Annotated in this window: 15 protein-coding genes; 9 read left to right on the forward strand and 6 right to left on the reverse strand. The window is 72.9% G+C overall.

The window, feature by feature from the left end; all coding sequences use genetic code 11:
* Positions 1 to 9: 9 nt before the first annotated feature.
* Both rsgA and aroA read right to left on the reverse strand, forming a co-directional pair.
* Positions 10 to 1,086 (reverse strand): ribosome small subunit-dependent GTPase A, encoded by a 1,077-nt coding sequence (gene rsgA / locus JOE38_RS01585; RefSeq protein ID WP_204574569.1) that lies wholly within the window; start codon positions 1,084 to 1,086, stop codon positions 10 to 12.
* The gene (gene aroA / locus JOE38_RS01590; RefSeq protein ID WP_204574570.1) at positions 1,083 to 2,546 is read right to left on the reverse strand and encodes a 3-phosphoshikimate 1-carboxyvinyltransferase; all 1,464 of its coding nucleotides are present in this window, start codon (positions 2,544 to 2,546) and stop codon (positions 1,083 to 1,085) included. The genes rsgA and aroA overlap by 4 nt, the downstream gene beginning before the upstream one ends.
* 130 nt (positions 2,547 to 2,676) lie before the next feature.
* On the opposite strand from aroA, the gene JOE38_RS01595 reads away from it, so the two are divergent.
* From JOE38_RS01595 to JOE38_RS01605, 3 genes are read left to right on the forward strand one after another with little or no spacing between them, the layout of a single operon-like run.
* Positions 2,677 to 3,435 carry a sigma-70 family RNA polymerase sigma factor gene (locus JOE38_RS01595; RefSeq protein ID WP_239544725.1) on the forward strand — a complete coding sequence of 253 codons (759 nt, stop codon included), beginning with the start codon at positions 2,677 to 2,679 and terminating at the stop codon, positions 3,433 to 3,435.
* Positions 3,432 to 3,674 (forward strand): mycothiol system anti-sigma-R factor, encoded by a 243-nt coding sequence (gene rsrA, locus JOE38_RS01600; protein WP_015490009.1) that lies wholly within the window; start codon positions 3,432 to 3,434, stop codon positions 3,672 to 3,674. The genes JOE38_RS01595 and rsrA overlap by 4 nt, the downstream gene beginning before the upstream one ends.
* Positions 3,675 to 3,709: 35 nt before the next feature.
* Positions 3,710 to 4,150 (forward strand): GNAT family N-acetyltransferase, encoded by a 441-nt coding sequence (locus JOE38_RS01605; protein ID WP_204574571.1) that lies wholly within the window; start codon positions 3,710 to 3,712, stop codon positions 4,148 to 4,150.
* 97 nt (positions 4,151 to 4,247) lie between these two features.
* Here JOE38_RS01605 and JOE38_RS01610 read toward each other — a convergent pair whose 3' ends face one another.
* Entirely contained in the window at positions 4,248 to 8,066 is a 3,819-nt protein-coding gene (locus tag JOE38_RS01610) for a multifunctional oxoglutarate decarboxylase/oxoglutarate dehydrogenase thiamine pyrophosphate-binding subunit/dihydrolipoyllysine-residue succinyltransferase subunit (RefSeq protein ID WP_204574572.1), read from the reverse strand.
* Between the two features lie 179 nt (positions 8,067 to 8,245).
* On the opposite strand from JOE38_RS01610, the gene JOE38_RS01615 reads away from it, so the two are divergent.
* From JOE38_RS01615 to JOE38_RS01625, 3 genes are all read left to right on the forward strand, one after another.
* The gene (locus JOE38_RS01615; RefSeq protein WP_204574573.1) at positions 8,246 to 9,685 is read left to right on the forward strand and encodes a GuaB1 family IMP dehydrogenase-related protein; all 1,440 of its coding nucleotides are present in this window, start codon (positions 8,246 to 8,248) and stop codon (positions 9,683 to 9,685) included.
* A 113-nt stretch (positions 9,686 to 9,798) separates the two neighbouring features.
* The gene (locus JOE38_RS01620) at positions 9,799 to 11,229 is read left to right on the forward strand and encodes a hemolysin family protein (protein WP_204574574.1); all 1,431 of its coding nucleotides are present in this window, start codon (positions 9,799 to 9,801) and stop codon (positions 11,227 to 11,229) included.
* Positions 11,222 to 12,265 (forward strand): hemolysin family protein, encoded by a 1,044-nt coding sequence (locus tag JOE38_RS01625; RefSeq protein WP_204574575.1) that lies wholly within the window; start codon positions 11,222 to 11,224, stop codon positions 12,263 to 12,265. Before JOE38_RS01620 ends, JOE38_RS01625 begins: the two co-directional genes overlap by 8 nt.
* A 69-nt stretch (positions 12,266 to 12,334) precedes the next feature.
* Here JOE38_RS01625 and JOE38_RS01630 read toward each other — a convergent pair whose 3' ends face one another.
* A complete protein-coding gene (locus tag JOE38_RS01630; RefSeq protein ID WP_204574576.1) occupies positions 12,335 to 13,414 on the reverse strand; it encodes an NADH:flavin oxidoreductase/NADH oxidase in 1,080 nt (359 codons plus the stop codon).
* 138 nt (positions 13,415 to 13,552) lie between these two features.
* On the opposite strand from JOE38_RS01630, the gene JOE38_RS01635 reads away from it, so the two are divergent.
* Complete coding sequence (locus JOE38_RS01635) at positions 13,553 to 14,431, forward strand: ADP-dependent NAD(P)H-hydrate dehydratase (RefSeq protein ID WP_374191150.1); 879 nt, start codon at positions 13,553 to 13,555, stop codon at positions 14,429 to 14,431.
* Here the strand turns inward: JOE38_RS01635 and JOE38_RS01640 are convergent.
* Positions 14,428 to 15,108 carry a YceI family protein gene (locus JOE38_RS01640; RefSeq protein WP_204574578.1) on the reverse strand — a complete coding sequence of 227 codons (681 nt, stop codon included), beginning with the start codon at positions 15,106 to 15,108 and terminating at the stop codon, positions 14,428 to 14,430. The genes JOE38_RS01635 and JOE38_RS01640 overlap by 4 nt on opposite strands.
* 206 nt (positions 15,109 to 15,314) lie before the next feature.
* Here JOE38_RS01640 and JOE38_RS01645 point away from each other — a divergent pair, with 206 nt between their 5' ends.
* Positions 15,315 to 15,632 (forward strand): thiamine-binding protein, encoded by a 318-nt coding sequence (locus JOE38_RS01645; RefSeq protein WP_204574579.1) that lies wholly within the window; start codon positions 15,315 to 15,317, stop codon positions 15,630 to 15,632.
* Positions 15,633 to 15,682: 50 nt separating this feature from the next.
* Positions 15,683 to 16,963 carry an MFS transporter gene (locus JOE38_RS01650; RefSeq protein WP_204574580.1) on the forward strand — a complete coding sequence of 427 codons (1,281 nt, stop codon included), beginning with the start codon at positions 15,683 to 15,685 and terminating at the stop codon, positions 16,961 to 16,963.
* Positions 16,964 to 16,992: 29 nt separating this feature from the next.
* Here the strand turns inward: JOE38_RS01650 and JOE38_RS01655 are convergent, their stop codons facing one another.
* Positions 16,993 to 17,649 (reverse strand): response regulator transcription factor, encoded by a 657-nt coding sequence (locus JOE38_RS01655; RefSeq protein WP_012038017.1) that lies wholly within the window; start codon positions 17,647 to 17,649, stop codon positions 16,993 to 16,995.
* Positions 17,650 to 17,675: the final 26 nt, after the last annotated feature.

Raw genomic sequence — 17,675 nt, forward strand, 5'->3', positions numbered from 1 at the left:
GGGTCGAGCCTAGCGATCGGCCTGGTCGCCCTTCGACGCGTCGGAGCGGTTGGCGACGAGGTGCTGCAGCGAGTGCAGGCGCTCGCGTCCTGCGTCGCCCAGCTCGCCCGCCTCGACCCGGTCGACGATCTCCCAGTCGTGCGCCTCGGTGAGCGGGATGCCCCCCGGCGGCTCGCCCTCGGGCAGGTGCGCGTAGCTGGCGAACGAGCGGAGGATGTTGGCCGGATCCACGTGCCCGAGCCCGAACGAGCGGACCCCCGGGGTGTCGATGATCCAGCCGTGGCCGCCGTCGCCCGTCTCGACGCGCATCGAGACGGTGGAGCTGGACGTGTGGCGGCCGCGCCCGGTGACCTGGTTGACGACGCCCGTGGCCCGCTTGGCGTCGGGGACGAGCGCGTTGACGAGCGTGGACTTGCCGACGCCCGAGTGCCCGACCGCGACGGTCGTGCGGTCGGCCAGCAGCGCACGCAGCTCATCGAGCGGCACGTCGTCCGAGCGGCTGAGCACGACCGGCACGTCGAGCACGCGGAAGTGGGCGGCGAAGGGCGCGGGGTCGGCGACGTCCGACTTGGTGATGCAGAGGATCGGCTGGATCCCGGCGTCGAACGCGGCCACCAGGTAGCGGTCGACGAGGCGCGCGCGCGGCTCGGGCTCGGCGGCCGCGACGACGATGAGCATCTGGTCGGCGTTCGCCACGATCACGCGCTCGACGGCGTCGGAGTCGTCGGCGCTGCGGCGCAGGAGCGTCCGTCGCGGGGCGATGCGGACGATGCGGGAGAGGCTGCCCTCGTCGCCGGAGGTGTCGCCGACGATGTCGACCCGGTCGTTCGTGACCACCGCCTTCTTGCCGAGCTCCCGGGCGCGCGTCGCGATGAGCGTGTGCTCGTCGGGCGTGTCCTCGCCGACGAGCACGCCGAAGCGGCCGCGGTCGACCGTGAGCACCCGGCCCTCGACGGAGTCGGCGTGCCCGGGCCGCTGCTTGCTGCGCGGTTTGTTGCCCTTGGGGTTCGGTCGGACGCGCACCGAGGACTCGTCGTAGGCGTCCCAGACGCCGTCGTCCTGCTCGGGATCCGCGAGCCAGCTCACAGGAGGCCGCCGAGCCCGCCCGCGGCGCCAGGTCCGGTGATCCCGCCCAGCGCGAGGGGGTCGACGGCGGCGCGCGGCGCGCGGCCGAGGAGCGGGCCGAGCCACAGCTCGGGGAACTCGGGCAGCGTCTTCGCGGTCGTGCCGATGTCGTCGATCTCGAGGCCCGGCACGGCCAGGCCGACGATCGCGCCCGCGGTCGCCATGCGGTGGTCCTCGTAGGCGCGCCACGGGCCGCCGTGCAGCGGGGCGGGCTCGATCGCGAGACCGTCAGCCAACTCCGTGACGGATCCACCGAGCCCGGTGATCTCCGCCGCCAGCGCGGCCAGCCGGTCGGTCTCGTGCCCGCGCAGGTGCCCGATGCCCGTGATGCGGCTGGGTCCGTCGGCGAGGGCCGCGAGCGCGACCAGCGCGGGCGCCAGCTCGCCGCCGGTGCTGAGGTCGAGGTCGACGCCGGGGATGCGGCCGCCGGCCGCGAGCCCCGGGCCGCCGTCGACGACGAGCGCGTCGCCCTCGCGCGTGACGGTCGCGCCGAACCGCGGCAGCAGGTGCGCGAGGTCCGCGCCGACCTGCGTGGTCTCCGCGGGCCAGCCCGGGATCTGGACGCGACCGCCCGCGACGATCGCCGCGCAGAGGAACGGCGCGGCGTTGGAGAGGTCGGGCTCGATGCGCACCTCGCGGCCGGCGATGGGGGAGGAGGGCACGATCCAGAGGCCGGGCTCCGGGCTCTCGACGACGACCCCGCGCTCCGCGAGCGTGCGGATCGTCATCTCGATGTGCGGCATGCTCGGCAGCGTGGCGCCCGTGTGCCGGAGCCGCAGCCCCTGCGCGAACCGGGGCGCGGCGAGCAGGAGGCCGGAGACGAACTGGCTGGAGGCGGACGCGTCGATGGCGATCTCGCCGCCCGGCACCTCGCCGGTGCCGTAGAGGCTGAAGGGCAGCGCGCGGCGCCCGTCGTCGTTGACGTCGACCCCGAGCGCGCGGAGCGCCTCGATGGTTCCCGACATGGGGCGGCGGCGGGCGCTCGGGTCGCCGTCGAAGGAGACGGGCCCGAGGGCCAGTGCGGCGACGGGCGGCAGGAAGCGCATCACGGTGCCGGCGAGGCCGCACTCGATGGTGATCCCGCCCGCGAGCTCCGCCGGCGTGATCCGCAGGTCGGGCCCGAACGCCCCGTCGCCGTCGACCTCCTCGATCACGGTGCCGAGGGCCCGCAGCGCCTCGACCATGAGGCGGGTGTCGCGCGACCGGAGCGGCGCGCGCAGGGTGGAAGGAGAGTCGGCGAGGGCGGACAGGACCAGCTCGCGGTTCGTCAGGCTCTTGGATCCCGGCAGCGGCACGGTCGCGTCGAGCGGCCCGTCCGCCACGGGCGCCGCCCACGGCCCGTCGTCCGTCGGCACGGGCGCATGGGTCCGGTCGTCGTCGTACGGGCTGAAGGTCGGACCGGAATACCTGAAGATCTCCATGGGTTCACCAGAGTACCGGGCAGACGTCCGGCAGGCCCGGATCCCGGGCCGGGAAGGATCACCCGTGATCACGAGGACAGCACCGGCGGCCCCGTCCGCCGAGCTCGTGCGCGCCGTAGAATCTGCCCTGATGGCCACTTCAGGGAACACCAGTCACGACGCGCCGGCCGACACCTCCGGGGGCGACGCGCCCACCGCATCCGCCGCGCCCGCGGAGCTCGTGGAGGCCGTCGTGCACTCCACCGAGGAGGCCGCCGACCACGAGGAGGCGGAGCGGGCTGAGGTCGAGGAGCCGCGCAAGGCCCAGCCCGGTGACAACCGCGAGCTCTTCGAGGAGCAGGCGCTCCCGTTCATCGACCAGCTGTACGCCGCGGGCCTGCGCATGACGCGCAATCCCGCCGACGCGCAGGACCTGGTGCAGGAGACGTTCGTGAAGGCGTACACGGCGTTCCACCAGTTCAAGCAGGGCACGAACCTCAAGGCCTGGCTGTACCGGATCCTCACGAACACCTTCATCAACAACTACCGCAAGAAGCAGCGGGACCCCTACAACGGCACCATCGACGAGCTCGAGGACTGGCAGCTGGGCGGTGCGACGAGCGCCACGGCCACCACCACGCGCTCCGCCGAGGCCGAGGCCATCGACCACCTCCCGGACAGCACCGTCAAGGACGCGCTGCAGTCCATCCCGGAGGACTTCCGGATGGCCGTCTACTTCGCGGACGTCGAGGGCTTCTCCTACCAGGAGATCGCCGACATCATGAAGACCCCCGTGGGCACCGTCATGAGCCGCCTGCACCGCGGCCGCCGGATGCTGCGGAGCCTGCTTTCCGACTACGCGCGCGAGCGGGGCATCTCCACCGCGCACCTCACTGGAGCGACCAAATGAGCGACTGCGGCTGCGACAAGGCCAAGAAGGATCTCGAGGAGTACCTGCACCACGAGCTCGACAAGGCGGACGCCGCCGACATCCGCGAGCACATGGCGAACTGCCCGGACTGCGCGCGCGAGCACCGCGTCGGCGTCGTCCTGCGGGACACCGTGCGCCGTGCCTGCACGGAGGCGGCACCGGAGGACCTGCGCACGCAGGTGATGGAGAAGCTGCGGGCCATCCAGGCCACGCACTGACCGGGGCCGTCCCTCTCGCCCGGTAATCTCGGGACGTGACCAACGCGATCCAGTCCCTCGGGACGCCCTCTCCCTCCGACCTCACCGTCATCGTCGAGCTGCTCCGGCTGCTCGACTACGAGGTGGACGAGGAGCGCGTCGCCACGCGGCTCTCGCGCATGACCGCGGCCGCCGGCCACGAGACGTGGGTCGTGCGCGACGACGCCGGAGAGATCGCCGGGCTCGCGGGCGGGCACCTCATGTGGGGCCTCGCCGACGACGAGCCCATCGCGCAGCTGATCATCCTGGTCGTGCGCGAGGGGCGCCAGGCGGGCGGCATCGGATCCGACCTCATCCGCCACTACGAGGCGTGGGCCCGCGAGCACGGCGCGACGCGGTTCCTCGCGACCTCCGCGGCGGCGCGCGACAACGTCACGCGCTTCTACGCCCGCCGCGGCTACCACGCGTCCGGCATCCGCTACTCCAAGCTCGGCTGACCGCCGCCGGCGCTCGCGCCCCGCGGCACGCATGACGAGAGGCCCGATCCCCTGGGGGATCGGGCCTCTCGTCATGCCGGGCGGGAGCCCGAACGGATCACTCCGCGGTGGCCCGCGCGATCAGGTCCGTCTGCTCCGTCGCGTGGCGCTTGCTCGACCCGGCGGCCGGCGACGCGGCGGCCGGGCGCGAGACGACGCGTACCGCGCGGTCGGGGATGACCCGGCCGAGCTCCACGTGCACGAACGGCCACGCGCCCTGGTTCTCGGGCTCGTCCTGCACCCAGACGACCTCCGCGTCCGGGTAGGACTCGACGACGCGGCGCACCTGCTCCTCGGGGAACGGGTAGAACTGCTCGAGCCGCACGAGGGCGATCGAGGTGTCCTGGCGCTTCTCGAGCTCGCCGAGCAGGTCGTAGTGCACCTTGCCGGAGTGGAGCAGCACGCGCCGGACGGCGCCGCGGTCCTCGATGCGGACGTCGTCGATCACCGGCTCGAAGCGGCCCGAGGTGAAGGCCTCGACGTCGCTCGTCGCGCCGCGGAGCCGCAGCATGGCCTTTGGCGTGAACACCACGAGCGGGCGACGGGGCCGGGAGTAGGCCTGGCGGCGCAGCAGGTGGAAGTACGACGCGGGCGTCGACGGACGCGCGACCGTCATGTTCTGCTCGGCGCACAGCTGGAGGAACCGCTCGATGCGCGCGGACGAGTGGTCGGGACCCTGGCCCTCGTAGCCGTGCGGCAGCAGCAGCACGACGCTCGAGCGCTGGCCCCACTTCTGCTCGGCCGAGGAGATGAACTCGTCGATGATGGTCTGCGCGCCGTTGGCGAAGTCGCCGAACTGGGCCTCCCAGAGGACCAGCGCGTCGGGCCGCTCGACCGAGTAGCCGTACTCGAAGCCCATGGCCGCGTACTCGCTGAGCAGCGTGTCGTAGATCCAGAACCGGGCCTGCCGGTCGCTCAGGTTCGCGAGGGGCAGCCACTCCTGGCCGTTGTCGCGGTCGTGCAGCACCGCGTGGCGCTGGACGAACGTGCCGCGGCGCGAGTCCTGGCCGGCGAGGCGGACGGGCGTGTTCTCCAGCAGCAGGGAGCCGATTGCGAGGAGCTCGCCGAACGCCCAGTCGATGGATCCGCTCCGGCTCATCTCGAGCCGCTTGCGCATCAGCGCCTGCAGCTTCGGGTGCACCGAGAAGCCCTGCGGCGGGTTGTCGTGCGCGTCGCCGACCGCGTGGATCACGGACTCGGAGACGCCCGTGGTCTCGGGCTCGCCGTGGCCGTCGTCCTGCTGGGAGTCGGGGCGCTCGAGGTCCGCCACGGCGCCCGCGTCGTCCGTCTGGATGGGGATGGACGAGGTCTGCGCCGCGTGCGTCTCCGCGAAGGCGCGCTCCAGGCGGTCCTGGAAGTCCTTCTGCGCCGCGTCGTACTCGTCCTGCGTGATGTCGCCGCGCCCGACGAGCGCCTCCGTGTAGAGCTTGCGCACCGAGCGCTTGGCCTCGATCAGGTTGTACATGAGCGGCTGCGTCATCGACGGGTCGTCGCCCTCGTTGTGACCGCGACGGCGGTAGCAGACGAGGTCGATGACGACGTCCTTCTTGAACTCCTGGCGGAACTCGAAGGCGAGGTGCGCGACGCGGGCCACGGCCTCGGGGTCGTCCCCGTTCACGTGGAAGATCGGCGCCTGGATGCTCTTGGCCACGTCGGTCGAGTACACCGACGAGCGGGACTCCGACGGCGGCGTGGTGAAGCCGACCTGGTTGTTGATGACGATGTGGACCGTGCCGCCCGTGCGGTACGCGCGCAGCTGCGAGAGCTGGAGGGTCTCGAAGACCACGCCCTGGCCGGCCATCGAGGCGTCGCCGTGGACGAGGATCGGCAGGACGGAGAACGAGCCGATGGGCTTGCGGTCCTGCTTGGCGCGGACGATGCCCTCGAGCACGCCGTTGACGGCCTCGAGGTGCGACGGGTTCGCCGCGAGGTACACCGGCATCTCCTCGCCGTGGACGCCCCGGAAGGTGCCCTCGGTGCCGAGGTGGTACTTCACGTCGCCGGATCCCTGCACGGTGCGCGGGTCCTGGGTGCCCTCGAACTCGCGGAAGATCTGGCCGTAGCTCTTGCCCGCGATGTTGGTGAGGACGTTGAGGCGGCCGCGGTGGGCCATGCCGATCGCGACCTCGTCGAGGCCGTGGTCCGCCGCGCCCTGGAGCAGCGTGTCGAGCAGGGAGATCGTCGACTCGCCGCCCTCGAGGCTGAAGCGCTTCTGCCCGACGTACTTGGTCTGCAGGAACGTCTCGAACGCCTCGGACTCGTTGAGCTTGGAGAGGATGCGCATCTGCTCGTCATGCGTGGGCTTCGCGTAGGGCTGCTCGACCTTGCCCTGGATCCAGCGGCGCTCGTCGGGCTGCTGGATGTGCATGTACTCGATGCCGATCGTGCGGCAGTAGGAGTCGCGCAGGATCCCGAGGACGTCGCGGAGGAGCGCCTGGCGGCGGCCGCCGAAGCCGTCGGTGACGAACTCGCGGTCGAGGTCCCAGAAGGTGAGCCCGTGGTTGGTGATCTCGAGGTCCGGGTGCGTGCGCTGCTGGTACTCGAGCGGGTCGATGTCCGCCATGAGGTGCCCGCGCACGCGGTACGCGTTGATGAGCTCCTGCACGCGGCTGGTCTTGGAGACCCGCTCGGAGAGGTCGACGTTGATGTCGGTGGCCCACTGGATCGGGTCGTACGGGATGCGGAGCGCCGCGAAGATGTCCTCGTAGAAGCCGTGCTGGCCGATGAGGCGCTCGTGCACGATCTTGAGGAACTCGCCCGAGCCCGCGCCCTGGATCACGCGGTGGTCGTACGTGCTCGTGAGCGTGATGGTCTTGCCGATGCCGAGCTCGACGAGCGTCTTGGGGGAGGAGCCCTGGAACTCGGCCGGGTACTCGAGGGCGCCGGCGCCGATGATGGCGCCCTGGCCCTTCATCAGGCGCGGGACGGAGTGGACCGTGCCGATGCCGCCCGGGTTGGTGAGCGAGATGGTGGTGCCGGCGAAGTCGCCCGCGGCGAGCTTGTTGCTCCGCGCCTTCTTCACCAGGTCCTCGTACGCGGAGAGGAACTCGCCGAAGGTCATGGCCTCGGCGCCCTTGATGCTCGGGACGAGGAGCGCGCGCGTGCCGTCGGGCTTCGGCATGTCGATGGCGATGCCGAGGTTGATGTGCGCGGGGGAGACGACGCTGGGTTTGCCGTCGACCTCGTCGTAGTGCACGTTCTGGCTCGGGAACTCCTTGAGCGCCTGGATGAGGGCCCAGCCGATGAGGTGCGTGAAGGAGACCTTGCCGCCGCGCGCGCGCTTGAGGTGGTTGTTGATGACGATGCGGTTGTCGATCATCAGCTTCGCGGGGATGGTGCGGACGCTCGTCGCGGTCGGGATGGTGAGCGACGCGTCCATGTTGGTCGCGAGCGACTTCGCCATGCCGCGGAGGGGGGAGACCTCGTCCTCGCCGGGCGGCGTGGGCTCGGCGCCTTTCTTGGCCGGCGCCTTCGCGGGCGCCTGGGCGGGGATCGGCTGCTGCTTCGGGGCGATGCTCGTCGTGCGCGCCTCGGGCTGGGATCCGGTCGTGGGCTGCTGCGCCTGCGCGTCGGGCTGGCCGGCGGAGGCGGGGGCCGGCGTCGATGCCGGGGCTCCCGTGTTGGTCGTCGCGGGGGCGCTGGTGCTCCCCGCGTCCGGGATCTGCGCCTCGGCGGTCTGGTCGCCGGTGGCCGGCGCCGCCTCGCGGCCCTCGATCACGGTCGTGTGGTAGTTCTCCAGGATCGGCCACCAGCTGCGGTCGACGGAGTCCTTGTCGACCACGAACCTCTCGTACATCTCGTCGACGAGCCACTCGTTGGCTCCGAAGTCGCCCGTGGAACCGTCATCGGTCCCCGTACCAGTCACCTGGCTCGACACAGTTGATCGCCCGCTCTCTTGCTGTTGGTCGTCTGCCTCGCGCGGCCCGTTCGCGTGCCGCGCGTCCACGATCACCCAGCCTAAACCTTCCCCCGGTCGGGCCGCCGGGAGCGGCGCGTCGGGATCGGCGCCCGTCGACGCCCTGGTGCGCGGCCGGACCGCGGGGCTACCGTCGGGGCATGAGGTTCACCGGAGAGGCTCCCGCCCATGACCTGACCTACTCGGACGTGTTCCTGAGCCCGGGCCGATCCGACGTCGCGAGCCGGATGGACGTCGACCTCGCGCCCGGCGACGGCACGCCGTGCACCATCCCCGTGGTCGCGAGCAACATGGGCTCGGTCACCGGCCCGCGGCTCGCCGCCGTCCTCGCCCGGCGCGGGGGCATCGGGATCCTGCCGCAGGACCTCCGCCCGCAGGAGCTGGACGCCGCCATCCACCGCGTCAAGGACCAGCCGGTCGCCTACGACTCGCCGCTCGAGCTGCCGCCGGACGCGACCGCCGGCCAGGCGCGCGAGCTCCTGCCGCCCATCGCGGGCCACGGCATCGTGCTGCGCGACGCGGACGGCGAGATGGTCGGCTGCCTCGAGGGCACGCAGCTCGCCGGCGTCCCGGACGGCACCCGGCTCGGCGACCTTCCGCACGGCGCGCTCGCCTCCCTCGACGCCGACGACGTGCCCACGGGCCGCGCGGCCTTCGAGCTGATGCACGCCGCCGGGATCGACTTCGCGCCCGTGCTCGCCCACGGACGCCTCGTCGGCACGCTCAGCCGGCGCAGCGCGCTGCGGTCCACCGTCTACGCGGCCGCGCTCGACGGGCACGGGCGCCTCGCGGTGGGAGCCGCGGTCGGCGTCAACGGCGACCCCGTCGGCCGCGCCCGCGCGCTGCTGGCCGCGGGTGTCGACGTGCTCGTGCTCGACACGGCGCACGGGCACCAGGAGGCGATGCTCCGCGCGATCCGCGACGTGCGCGCACTGGACCCGCGCGTGCCGCTCGTCGCCGGCAACGTCGTCACCGCCGAGGGCGCGCGCGACCTCGTCGAGGCGGGGGCCGACATCGTCAAGGTCGGCGTCGGGCCCGGCGCCATGTGCACCACGCGCATGATGACCGCGGTCGGTCGGCCCCAGTTCTCCGCCGTGCTCGACACGGCTCAGGCCGCCCGCGCGGCCGGGGCGCTCGTGTGGGCCGACGGGGGAGTGCGGTACCCGCGGGACGTCGCGCTCGCCCTCGCCGCGGGCGCCGCGAGCGTGATGATCGGATCGTGGTTCGCGGGCACCGTCGAGTCGCCCGGCCGCCTGCTGGTCGACGACGACGGCGGGCTCGCCAAGGAGAGCTGGGGCATGGCGTCCACGCGCGCGGTGCAGGAGCGGTTCGGGCGGCGCGAGGCGTTCGAGCTCGCGCGGCGGACGCTCTTCGCGGAGGGGATCTCGACCAGCCGGATCCGCATCGACCCGCTCCGGCCGGGCCTCGAGGACCTGCTCGACACGATCACGTCCGGGGTGCGCAGCGCGTTCACGTACGCCGGGGCGCGCACGCGGGCCGAGTTCGCCGAGCGGGCCGCCGTCGGGATCCAGTCCGCGGCGGGCTACGAGGAGGGCAAGCCCCTGCCGGTCGGCTGGTGAGCCCCGGTATGCTCGACGGACGATGGACGACCCCCCTCCTGCTCATAGACCCCCGCCGCGCGCGCCCCTCCGACTGAAGCCGGCCGCGCGCCCGGCGCCCGGGAGCCGCCCCCGTGCATGAATGGCTCCTCCTCGCCGCGGGTCTCGTCCTGACCCTCGGCACCGGCCTCTTCGTGGCCAGCGAGTTCGCGCTCGTCAACCTCGACCGCTCCGATCTCGAGAAGCGCCAGGAGCGCGGCGAGAAGCGGCTCGGCCCGCCCATCCGGGCGCTCCGCATCACCTCGACCCACCTCTCCAGCGCCCAGCTCGGCATCACGCTGACGACGCTCCTCACCGGGTACACGATGGAGCCGGCGCTCAGCCTGCTCCTCGCCGGTCCGCTCACGTCGGCCGGCCTCGCCGAGGGCCTCGTCTCCCCGGTCTCGACCGTCGTGGCGCTCGTCGTCGCGACCCTGCTGTCGATGATCATCGGCGAGCTCGTGCCGAAGAACTTCGCGCTGGCCCTGCCGCGCGAGACGGCCAAGCTCGTCATCCCGTTCCAGACCCTGTTCACCACGGTGTTCAAGCCCGCCGTGCTGCTGCTCAACAACAGCGCGAACGGGATCCTCCGGCTCGTCGGCATCGAGCCCAAGGAGGAGCTGTCGGGCGCGCGCTCCGCCGAGGAGCTGTCCTCGCTCGTCCGGCGCTCCGCGCTCGCGGGCCTCCTCGAGGACGACACGGCGATGCTCCTCAGCCGCACGCTGCGCTTCGCCGACCTCACGGCGTCCGACGTCATGACGCCGCGCCTCCGCGTCAAGTCGGTCGAGCGCACCGACAGCGCGCAGACCGTCATCGAGCTGGCGATGACCACCGGCTACTCGCGCTTCCCCGTGACGGACGACGGCGTCGACGACGTCATCGGCCTCGTGCACGTGAAGCAGGCCGTGGCCGTGCCGCGCGAGAAGCGCGCGCTCGTGCCCGTGACCGCCCTGCAGTCCGAGGCGATCCGCGTGCCCGAGACCATGAAGCTCGACGACCTCCTCGGCGAGCTGCGCGGCCGCGGGTTCCAGATGGCGGTCGTCGTGGACGAGTACGGCGGCACCGCCGGGGTCGCGACGCTCGAGGACCTGGTCGAGGAGCTGGTCGGCGAGCTCGCCGACGAGCACGACCGCACGCGCGCCGGCGTCGTCCGCTCGCGCGACTCGCTCACCTTCCCCGGCATGCTCCGGCCCGACGAGCTCCTCGAGCGCACGGGGCTCCGGATCCCGGACGAGGGCCCGTACGAGACCGCGGCGGGCTTCGTCATGAGCGAGCTCGGCCGCCTGCCCGTGGTCGGCGACGAGCTGGAGCTCGAGACCGGCACGCTGCGGGTCGAGCGGCTCGACGGTCGGCGCATCGACCGGATCCGCTTCACGCCCGTCCCCGAGCCCGTCGCCACCGCGGTGGGCACCACGCGCGCCGAGCGCCAGGCGGACCGCCAGGCCGGACGGCAGGCCGACCGCGAGGCCGGACGACAGGCGGACGCGGAACGCGCCGCCATGAGGAAGGAGCCGTCCCGTGGGTGAGTACGCCGGGGGGATCATCGCGCTCATCGTGCTGCTCGCCGTCAACGCCTTCTTCGTCGGCGCCGAGTTCGCGGTCATCTCCGCGAAGCGCTCGCAGATCGAGCCGCGCGCGGAGGAGGGCAGCCGCGCCGCCCGCATCACGCTCTTCGCGATGGAGCACGCGACGCTCATGCTCGCCACGACGCAGCTCGGCATCACCGTGTGCTCGCTGCTGATCCTCAACGTGTCCGAGCCCGCGATCCACCACCTGCTGGAGATCCCGCTGGGCGCCACCGGGCTGCCGGAGGAGGCGATCTCGACGATCGCGTTCGTCATCGCGCTGCTCATCGTCTCGTTCCTGCACGTGGTGCTCGGGGAGATGGTGCCGAAGAACATCTCGTTCTCGGTGCCGGACCGGGCGGCCCTGCTGCTCGCGCCGCCGCTCGTGGGGATCGCCCGCGTGGTGAAGCCGCTCATCGTGGCCCTCAACGCGATCTCCAACGCCGTGCTCCGCCTGGCCAAGGTCGAGCCGAAGGACGAGGCCGCCAGCGCGTTCACGCTCGACGAGGTGCAGGGGATCGTCGACCAGTCGACGCGCGAGGGTCTCCTGGAGGACCGGACGGGCGCGCTCACCGCGGCGTTCGAGTTCACGGGCAAGAAGGTGCAGGACATCGCGATCCCGTTGGACGCGCTGGTCAGCCTGCCCGAGACCGCGAGCCCTTCCGAGGTCGAGCGCGCCGTCGCCCGGCACGGCTTCTCGCGATACGTGATCGTGGACGAGGCGGGGGAGCCGACCGGCTACCTGCACCTGAAGGACGTCATCGACCTCGACGAGGCCGACGAGTTCGTGCGGCCCGTGCCGGCCAAGCGGATCCGCCAGCTGGTGTCGGTCTTCGAGGGCACCGAGCTCGAGGACGCCCTCGCGATGATGCGCCGCTCCGGCGCCCACCTCGCGCGCGCCTTCACCGAGGCGGGCGAGACGACGGGCGTGCTGTTCCTCGAGGACATCATCGAGGAGCTCGTCGGCGAGGTGCAGGACGCGACCCGTCGGGTCTGACCCGCCCGCGCACGACGACGGCCCGGCACACCAGGGGGATGCCGGGCCGTCGTCGTCGGGCGGGGAGGGTCAGGCGGCCCAGCGCGCGCGGTCGTACTGCTTGGGCCAGTAGTCGATCTCGACGCCCAGCTCGTGCGCGGCCCGCAGCGCGAAGTGCGGGTCGCGGAGCATCTCGCGGCCGAGCATCACGGCGTCCGCGCGGCCCTCGGCGACGACCGCCTCCGCCTGCGCGGGCTCGGTGATGAGGCCCACGGCGTTGAGCGCGACCTTCGCGTGCTCCTTCACGTACTCGGCGAAGGGCACCTGGTAGCCGGGCGCGACGGGGATCGTGACGCCCGTGGTGTTCCCGCCCGTGGAGATGTCGAAGAAGTCGGCGCCGTGCTCGGCGGCCCAGCCGGCGACGGTCGCGGTCTGCTGCTCGTCCCATCCGGCGTCGCCCGCCCAGTCGGTGGCGGAGAAGCGCACCAGCAGCGGCACGTCGGGCACCTCGGCGCGCACGGCGTCGATCACCTGGAGGAGCAGGCGCGCCCGGTTCTCCAGGCTGCCGCCGAACTCGTCGTCGCGGTGGTTGCTGAGGGGCGAGAGGAACTGGTGCAGGAGGTAGCCGTGCGCGGCGTGGAGCTCGAGTACGTCGAAGCCCGCGTCGACCGCCCGGCGGGCGGCCGCGGCGAAGTCGTCGACGACCTTGCGGATCCCGTCGGCGTCGAGCGCCACGGGCGTGCCGTAGCCAGGGAAGGGCTCGGCCGACGGGGCGACCGTCTCCCAGCCGCCCTCCTCGGCGGGCATGGTGCCGCGGCCCGAGAACGAGTAGGTGGACGCCTTGCGGCCGGCGTGCGCGAGCTGGATCGCGGCGACCGAGCCCATCTCGTGGATGAAGTCGACGATCGGCTTCCACGCGTCGCGCTGCGCGTCGTCCCAGATGCCGGTGTCCTCGGGCGTGATGCGCGCCTCGGGGCTGACGCCCGTGGCCTCGGCCATCACGAGCCCGGCGCCGCCGCGCGCGAACGAGCCCAGGTGCGCGAGGTGCCACGCGCCCGGGATGCCGTCGCGCGCGTCGATGCTGTACTGGCACATCGGTGCGACCCAGATGCGGTTGCGTGCGGTGACGCCGCGGACGGTGATCGGCTCGAAGAGCGGGGACGTGGTCATGGGGATCCTTCCAGGCGGGCGGCGGCGCGGATCCCTCGAGGGAGGCGCGGCGCGCGGGGACGGGCGGAGGGCGACGGCGGCCTCATGGTCCCAAGGCCCGGCGCGGCCGCGGCATTCCCGCGCGCCTATCGTGAGGGCATGAGCGACGCGCACGACGACCACGCACCCGACGGCTGGATCCGGCAGGACGCCGAACGGACCCGCCGGGCGATCCGCCTCCCGCAGGACGACGACGACAAGTACACGCGCGGCGTGCTCGGCGTCCGCACGGGCTCCGACCGCTACCCGGGTGCCGCGGTCCTCGGCGTCGAGGCGGCCGCGCGCACGGGCGTCGGCATGATCCGCTACCTCGGGACCGCGGGCGCGTCCGCCTCCGTGCTCGCCCGCCGCCCCGAGGTCGTCACGGCGGACGGCCGCGTGCAGGCATGGCTCGTCGGATCCGGCATGGACCGGGCGCACCGCGACGACGCCGCGACCGACGCGATCGTCGCCGCTCTCGAGCAGGGCCTGCCCGCGGTCGTCGACGCCGGCGCGCTCGACCTGGTCGGCCACGCGACGGGTCCGGTGGTCGTCACGCCCCACTTCCGCGAGCTGTCGCGGCTGCTCGACGGCGCCGGCATCGAGGCCTCGGCGGAGGACATCGTGGCGGACGCCCCGGGCTGGGCCGAGCGGGCGGCGCGGGAGCTCGGCGTGTGCGTCCTGCTCAAGGGCGCGACCACGTACGTGGTCGGCGGCGGGACGCGCGTCGCGGTGCGCGCCGGGACGCCGTGGCTCTCGACGGCGGGCTCGGGCGACGTCCTGGGCGGCGTGCTCGGGGCGCTGGTCGCGGGGGCGTCCGCGCGGATCGCCGACGCGGCGGATCCGCTCGCGGGCCTCGCCGACGTCGCCGCGGCCGCCGCCTGGCTGCACGGCCGCGCGGGCGGCATCGCGTCCGGCGGCGGACCGATCACGGCCCTCGACGTCGCCGAGGCGATGCCGAGGGCCGTGCGGGAGACGCTGGCGGGATCCGGCGCCTAGGCCTTGGCGACGTCGAGCGAGAACTCGACGGAGCCGTGGTCCTCGACCGTCACGAAGCCGAGGCTCGGCGCCTGCACGCCGAAGTCCTGGAACGTGATGGGGATCGAGCCCACGATCTGCCCGCCGTCGGACGTGAAGCTCGCCTGCATCTGCGCGGTCACGCTCTTCGTCACGCCGTGGAGCGTGAGGTCGCCGGTCACGTCGTACGTCGCCGGGACGCCGGACTCGACGCCGTCGGCCGCGATCGGCTGCGTGAGCGTGAAGGTGGCGGTCGGGAAGTCGCCCGTCTTCATGGCCTCGTTCTGGAAGTAGGCGTCGCGCGGCGGCTGGTCCGTGTGGATCTTGGTCACGTCGACCGTCATCGTGCCCTTCGTGACCTGCGATCCCGCGACCGTGATGTCGCCCGTGACGGCGTCCGTCCGGCCGTTGACGGTGACGGGCGTGCCGTTGAGCACCTCGTCGACGCGGTAGCCGGCGTAGGAGGACCCGCCGACGGTCCAGTCGCCGGACAGATCGCCGACCGCGCCGCCCGCCGCGGGGGTCGACGCGAGGGTGGGGGCGGCGTCGGGCGTGCCCGCCAGCTGCTTGTAGATGGGTCCGCCGAACGCCGCGAAGGCGCCGACGAGGATGACCACGCCGCCCGCGACCCCGATGGTGATCTTCGTCTTCTTGTCCATGGCGCTGCTCCTCCGGTGCGATGCGGGTGGACGCTCCGGCCCACCCGGCCTTTGAACTTTCAAGTACTTGGCGAGTCTCGCGGGGCGGGGACGGACGCGTCGGCCTCCGTCCACAGGCAGCCGCGGCGTCGGTACCCTGGGCGCACAGCCGGACGCCGGCCGGGCGCCGCCCGGAGCACCGCCGCCGTCGAACCCCGGGGGTCCCCATGCTCGTCGCCTTCTCCGTCGCACCCAGCGGGGGCGACGCGCCCGACGCCTCCGTGCACGACGCCGTGGCCGCCGCGGTGGCCGTGGTCCGCGCCTCCGGCCTGCCGAACCGCACCGACGCCATGTTCACCACGATCGAGGGCGACTGGGACGAGGTCTTCGACGTCGTGCGCCGGGCGACCGAGGCCGTCGCGCCCTTCGGCACGCGCGTGTCGCTCGTGCTGAAGGCGGACATCCGACCCGGCTACGAGGGCGAGCTGACGGGCAAGCTCGACCGCCTCGAGCAGGCGATCGAGGCACGCGGCACCGACTCCTGACGCCCGGCACGATGCCGGAGCCGGATCCCGACCGCCGGTAGGCTCGTCGGGTGAATCCCCCCTCCTCCGGGCGGGCGACCCTGTCGCCGGCCCGCATCCGCATCGCCCTGCTCGCCCTCGCGATGGGCGGGTTCGCCATCGGCACCACCGAGTTCGTCGCCATGGGGCTGCTGCCGCAGCTGGCCTCCGACCTGCTGCCCGAGGTGGCCGCGCGCTCCGCGGAGGCCGCCAATGCGCAGGCCGGCACGCTGATCAGCGCCTACGCCCTCGGCGTCGTGGTGGGCGCGCCCACCATCGCCGCCGCGTCGGCCCGAGCGCCGCGGCGGAAGCTCCTGCTGTGGCTGCTGCTCGCCTTCACGCTCGGCACGGTCCTCAGCGCGATCCTCCCGAGCTTCGGCCTCGTCGTCGTGGCCCGCTTCGTCGCGGGCCTGCCGCACGGCGCCTACTTCGGGATCGCGTCGCTCGTCGCGGCGCAGCTCATGGGGGAGGGCAAGAGGGCCCGGGGCGTCGCCTTCGTGCTCGCCGGGCTCACCATCGCCAACGTCATCGGCGTGCCCATCGTCACGTGGATCGGGCAGAACGCGGGCTGGCGCGTCGCCTACCTCGTGGTCGCCGCGATCTTCGCCGCCACCTTCGTGGCCGTCTTCCTGGCCGTGCCGGCGCAGGACGGGAACCCCGAGGCCACGCTGCGGCGCGAGCTACGCGCGTTCACGCGCCTGCAGGTCTGGCTCGCGCTCCTCATCGGCGCGATCGGCTTCGGGGGCTTCTTCGCCGTCTACACGTTCGTCTCGCCCATGGTCACGGAGGTGACGGGGCTGCCCGAGTGGTCGGTGCCGCTCGCGCTCGTGGTCGTCGGACTCGGCATGACGGTCGGCAACCTCGCGGGTGGATGGTGGGCGGACCGGGACGTGAAGGCGGCCCTGCTCTCGCTCTTCGGGCTCCTGATCGCGTCGCTCGTGGGGTTGGTGCTCACCGCGTCGAACCCCGTGGGGCTCTTCGCGTTCCTGTTCCTCATCGGCGGGTCGGCGGCGGCGCTGTCGCCCGGGATCCAGATCCGGCTGATGGATGTCGCGCACGACTCGCAGTCCATCGCCGCGGCGCTCAACCACTCGGCGCTCAACACCGGCAACGCGGTCGGCGCGGCGCTCGGCGGCGTGACGGTCGCGGCGGGGCTCGGCTACACGTCGCCGGCGCTCGTGGGCGTGGGGCTCAGCGTGGCCGGCCTCCTCATCGCGCTGGCGAGCTTCGGCCTCGACCGGCACCGACGCGCATCCCGCCGGGCGGCGGACGGCGGACGGCCCACCACGCAGCCGATCGCGCTCGGCGGCTGAGCCGCGGGCACGGCCCGCGGCCCGTCCGGCTACTCGCCCTGGAGCAGGATGCCGTCCTGGATCGCCCGCTTCCGCAGCGCCACCTTGGTGCCCACGTCGAACCCCGCGACGCGGTACTTCTCGCGGATCCGCTTGAGGTACGACTTGGCCGTCTCCTCGGAGATGCCGAGGCTGTAGGCGACCGACTTGACGGGCTCGCCGCCGCCGTAGAGCGCCATGACCCGGCGCTCCTGCGCGCTGAGCTTCGGCACGCCGCCGACGTCGGTGCTGTTGATCGCCAGGTCGAGCTCGGCGGAGATGTACGACTGGCCGTCGGCGGCGAGGCGGATCGCGTCGACGATCATGCTCGCGTCCTCGCTCTTCACGAGGTAGCCGAGCGCGCCCGAGGCCAGCGCCTCGCGCACGACGTTGGGCTCCGAGTAGGTGCTCATCAGCACGGTCTTGACGCCGGTGGTCTTCAGCGTGGCGATCTTCAGCGAGATAGGCAGGTTGTCCTTGAGGTCGAGGTCGAGGAGCACGACGTCGACGGGGAACCGCGGATGCGTCAGCAGATCCGGCCACGTGGACACGGCGGCGACCATCTCGATGTCGGACGCGGCGTTGCGGATCCACTCGGTCAGGGCCCCGAGCAGCATCCTGTGGTCGTCCACGATGGCGAGGGTGATCGGTCGGTTCTCAGCTGACACGTGCTCTCCGGTCCTTGTGCGGGGCC

It is taken from the genome of Clavibacter michiganensis (assembly GCF_016907085.1).
GTDB lineage: Bacteria > Actinomycetota > Actinomycetes > Actinomycetales > Microbacteriaceae > Clavibacter > Clavibacter michiganensis_O.

Excerpts from the sequence above, each read along its gene's own strand:
- JOE38_RS01635 (WP_374191150.1), top strand. The coding sequence starts at position 13,553 with ATGAGCGACGCGCACGACGACCACGCACCCGACGGCTGGATCCGGCAG.
- JOE38_RS01630 (WP_204574576.1), bottom strand. The coding sequence starts at position 13,414 with ATGACCACGTCCCCGCTCTTCGAGCCGATCACCGTCCGCGGCGTCACC.
- JOE38_RS01615 (WP_204574573.1), top strand. The coding sequence starts at position 8,246 with ATGAGGTTCACCGGAGAGGCTCCCGCCCATGACCTGACCTACTCGGAC.
- aroA (WP_204574570.1), bottom strand. The coding sequence starts at position 2,546 with ATGGAGATCTTCAGGTATTCCGGTCCGACCTTCAGCCCGTACGACGAC.
- JOE38_RS01645 (WP_204574579.1), top strand. The coding sequence starts at position 15,315 with ATGCTCGTCGCCTTCTCCGTCGCACCCAGCGGGGGCGACGCGCCCGAC.
- JOE38_RS01595 (WP_239544725.1), top strand. The coding sequence starts at position 2,677 with ATGGCCACTTCAGGGAACACCAGTCACGACGCGCCGGCCGACACCTCC.
- JOE38_RS01640 (WP_204574578.1), bottom strand. The coding sequence starts at position 15,108 with ATGGACAAGAAGACGAAGATCACCATCGGGGTCGCGGGCGGCGTGGTC.
- rsrA (WP_015490009.1), top strand. The coding sequence starts at position 3,432 with ATGAGCGACTGCGGCTGCGACAAGGCCAAGAAGGATCTCGAGGAGTAC.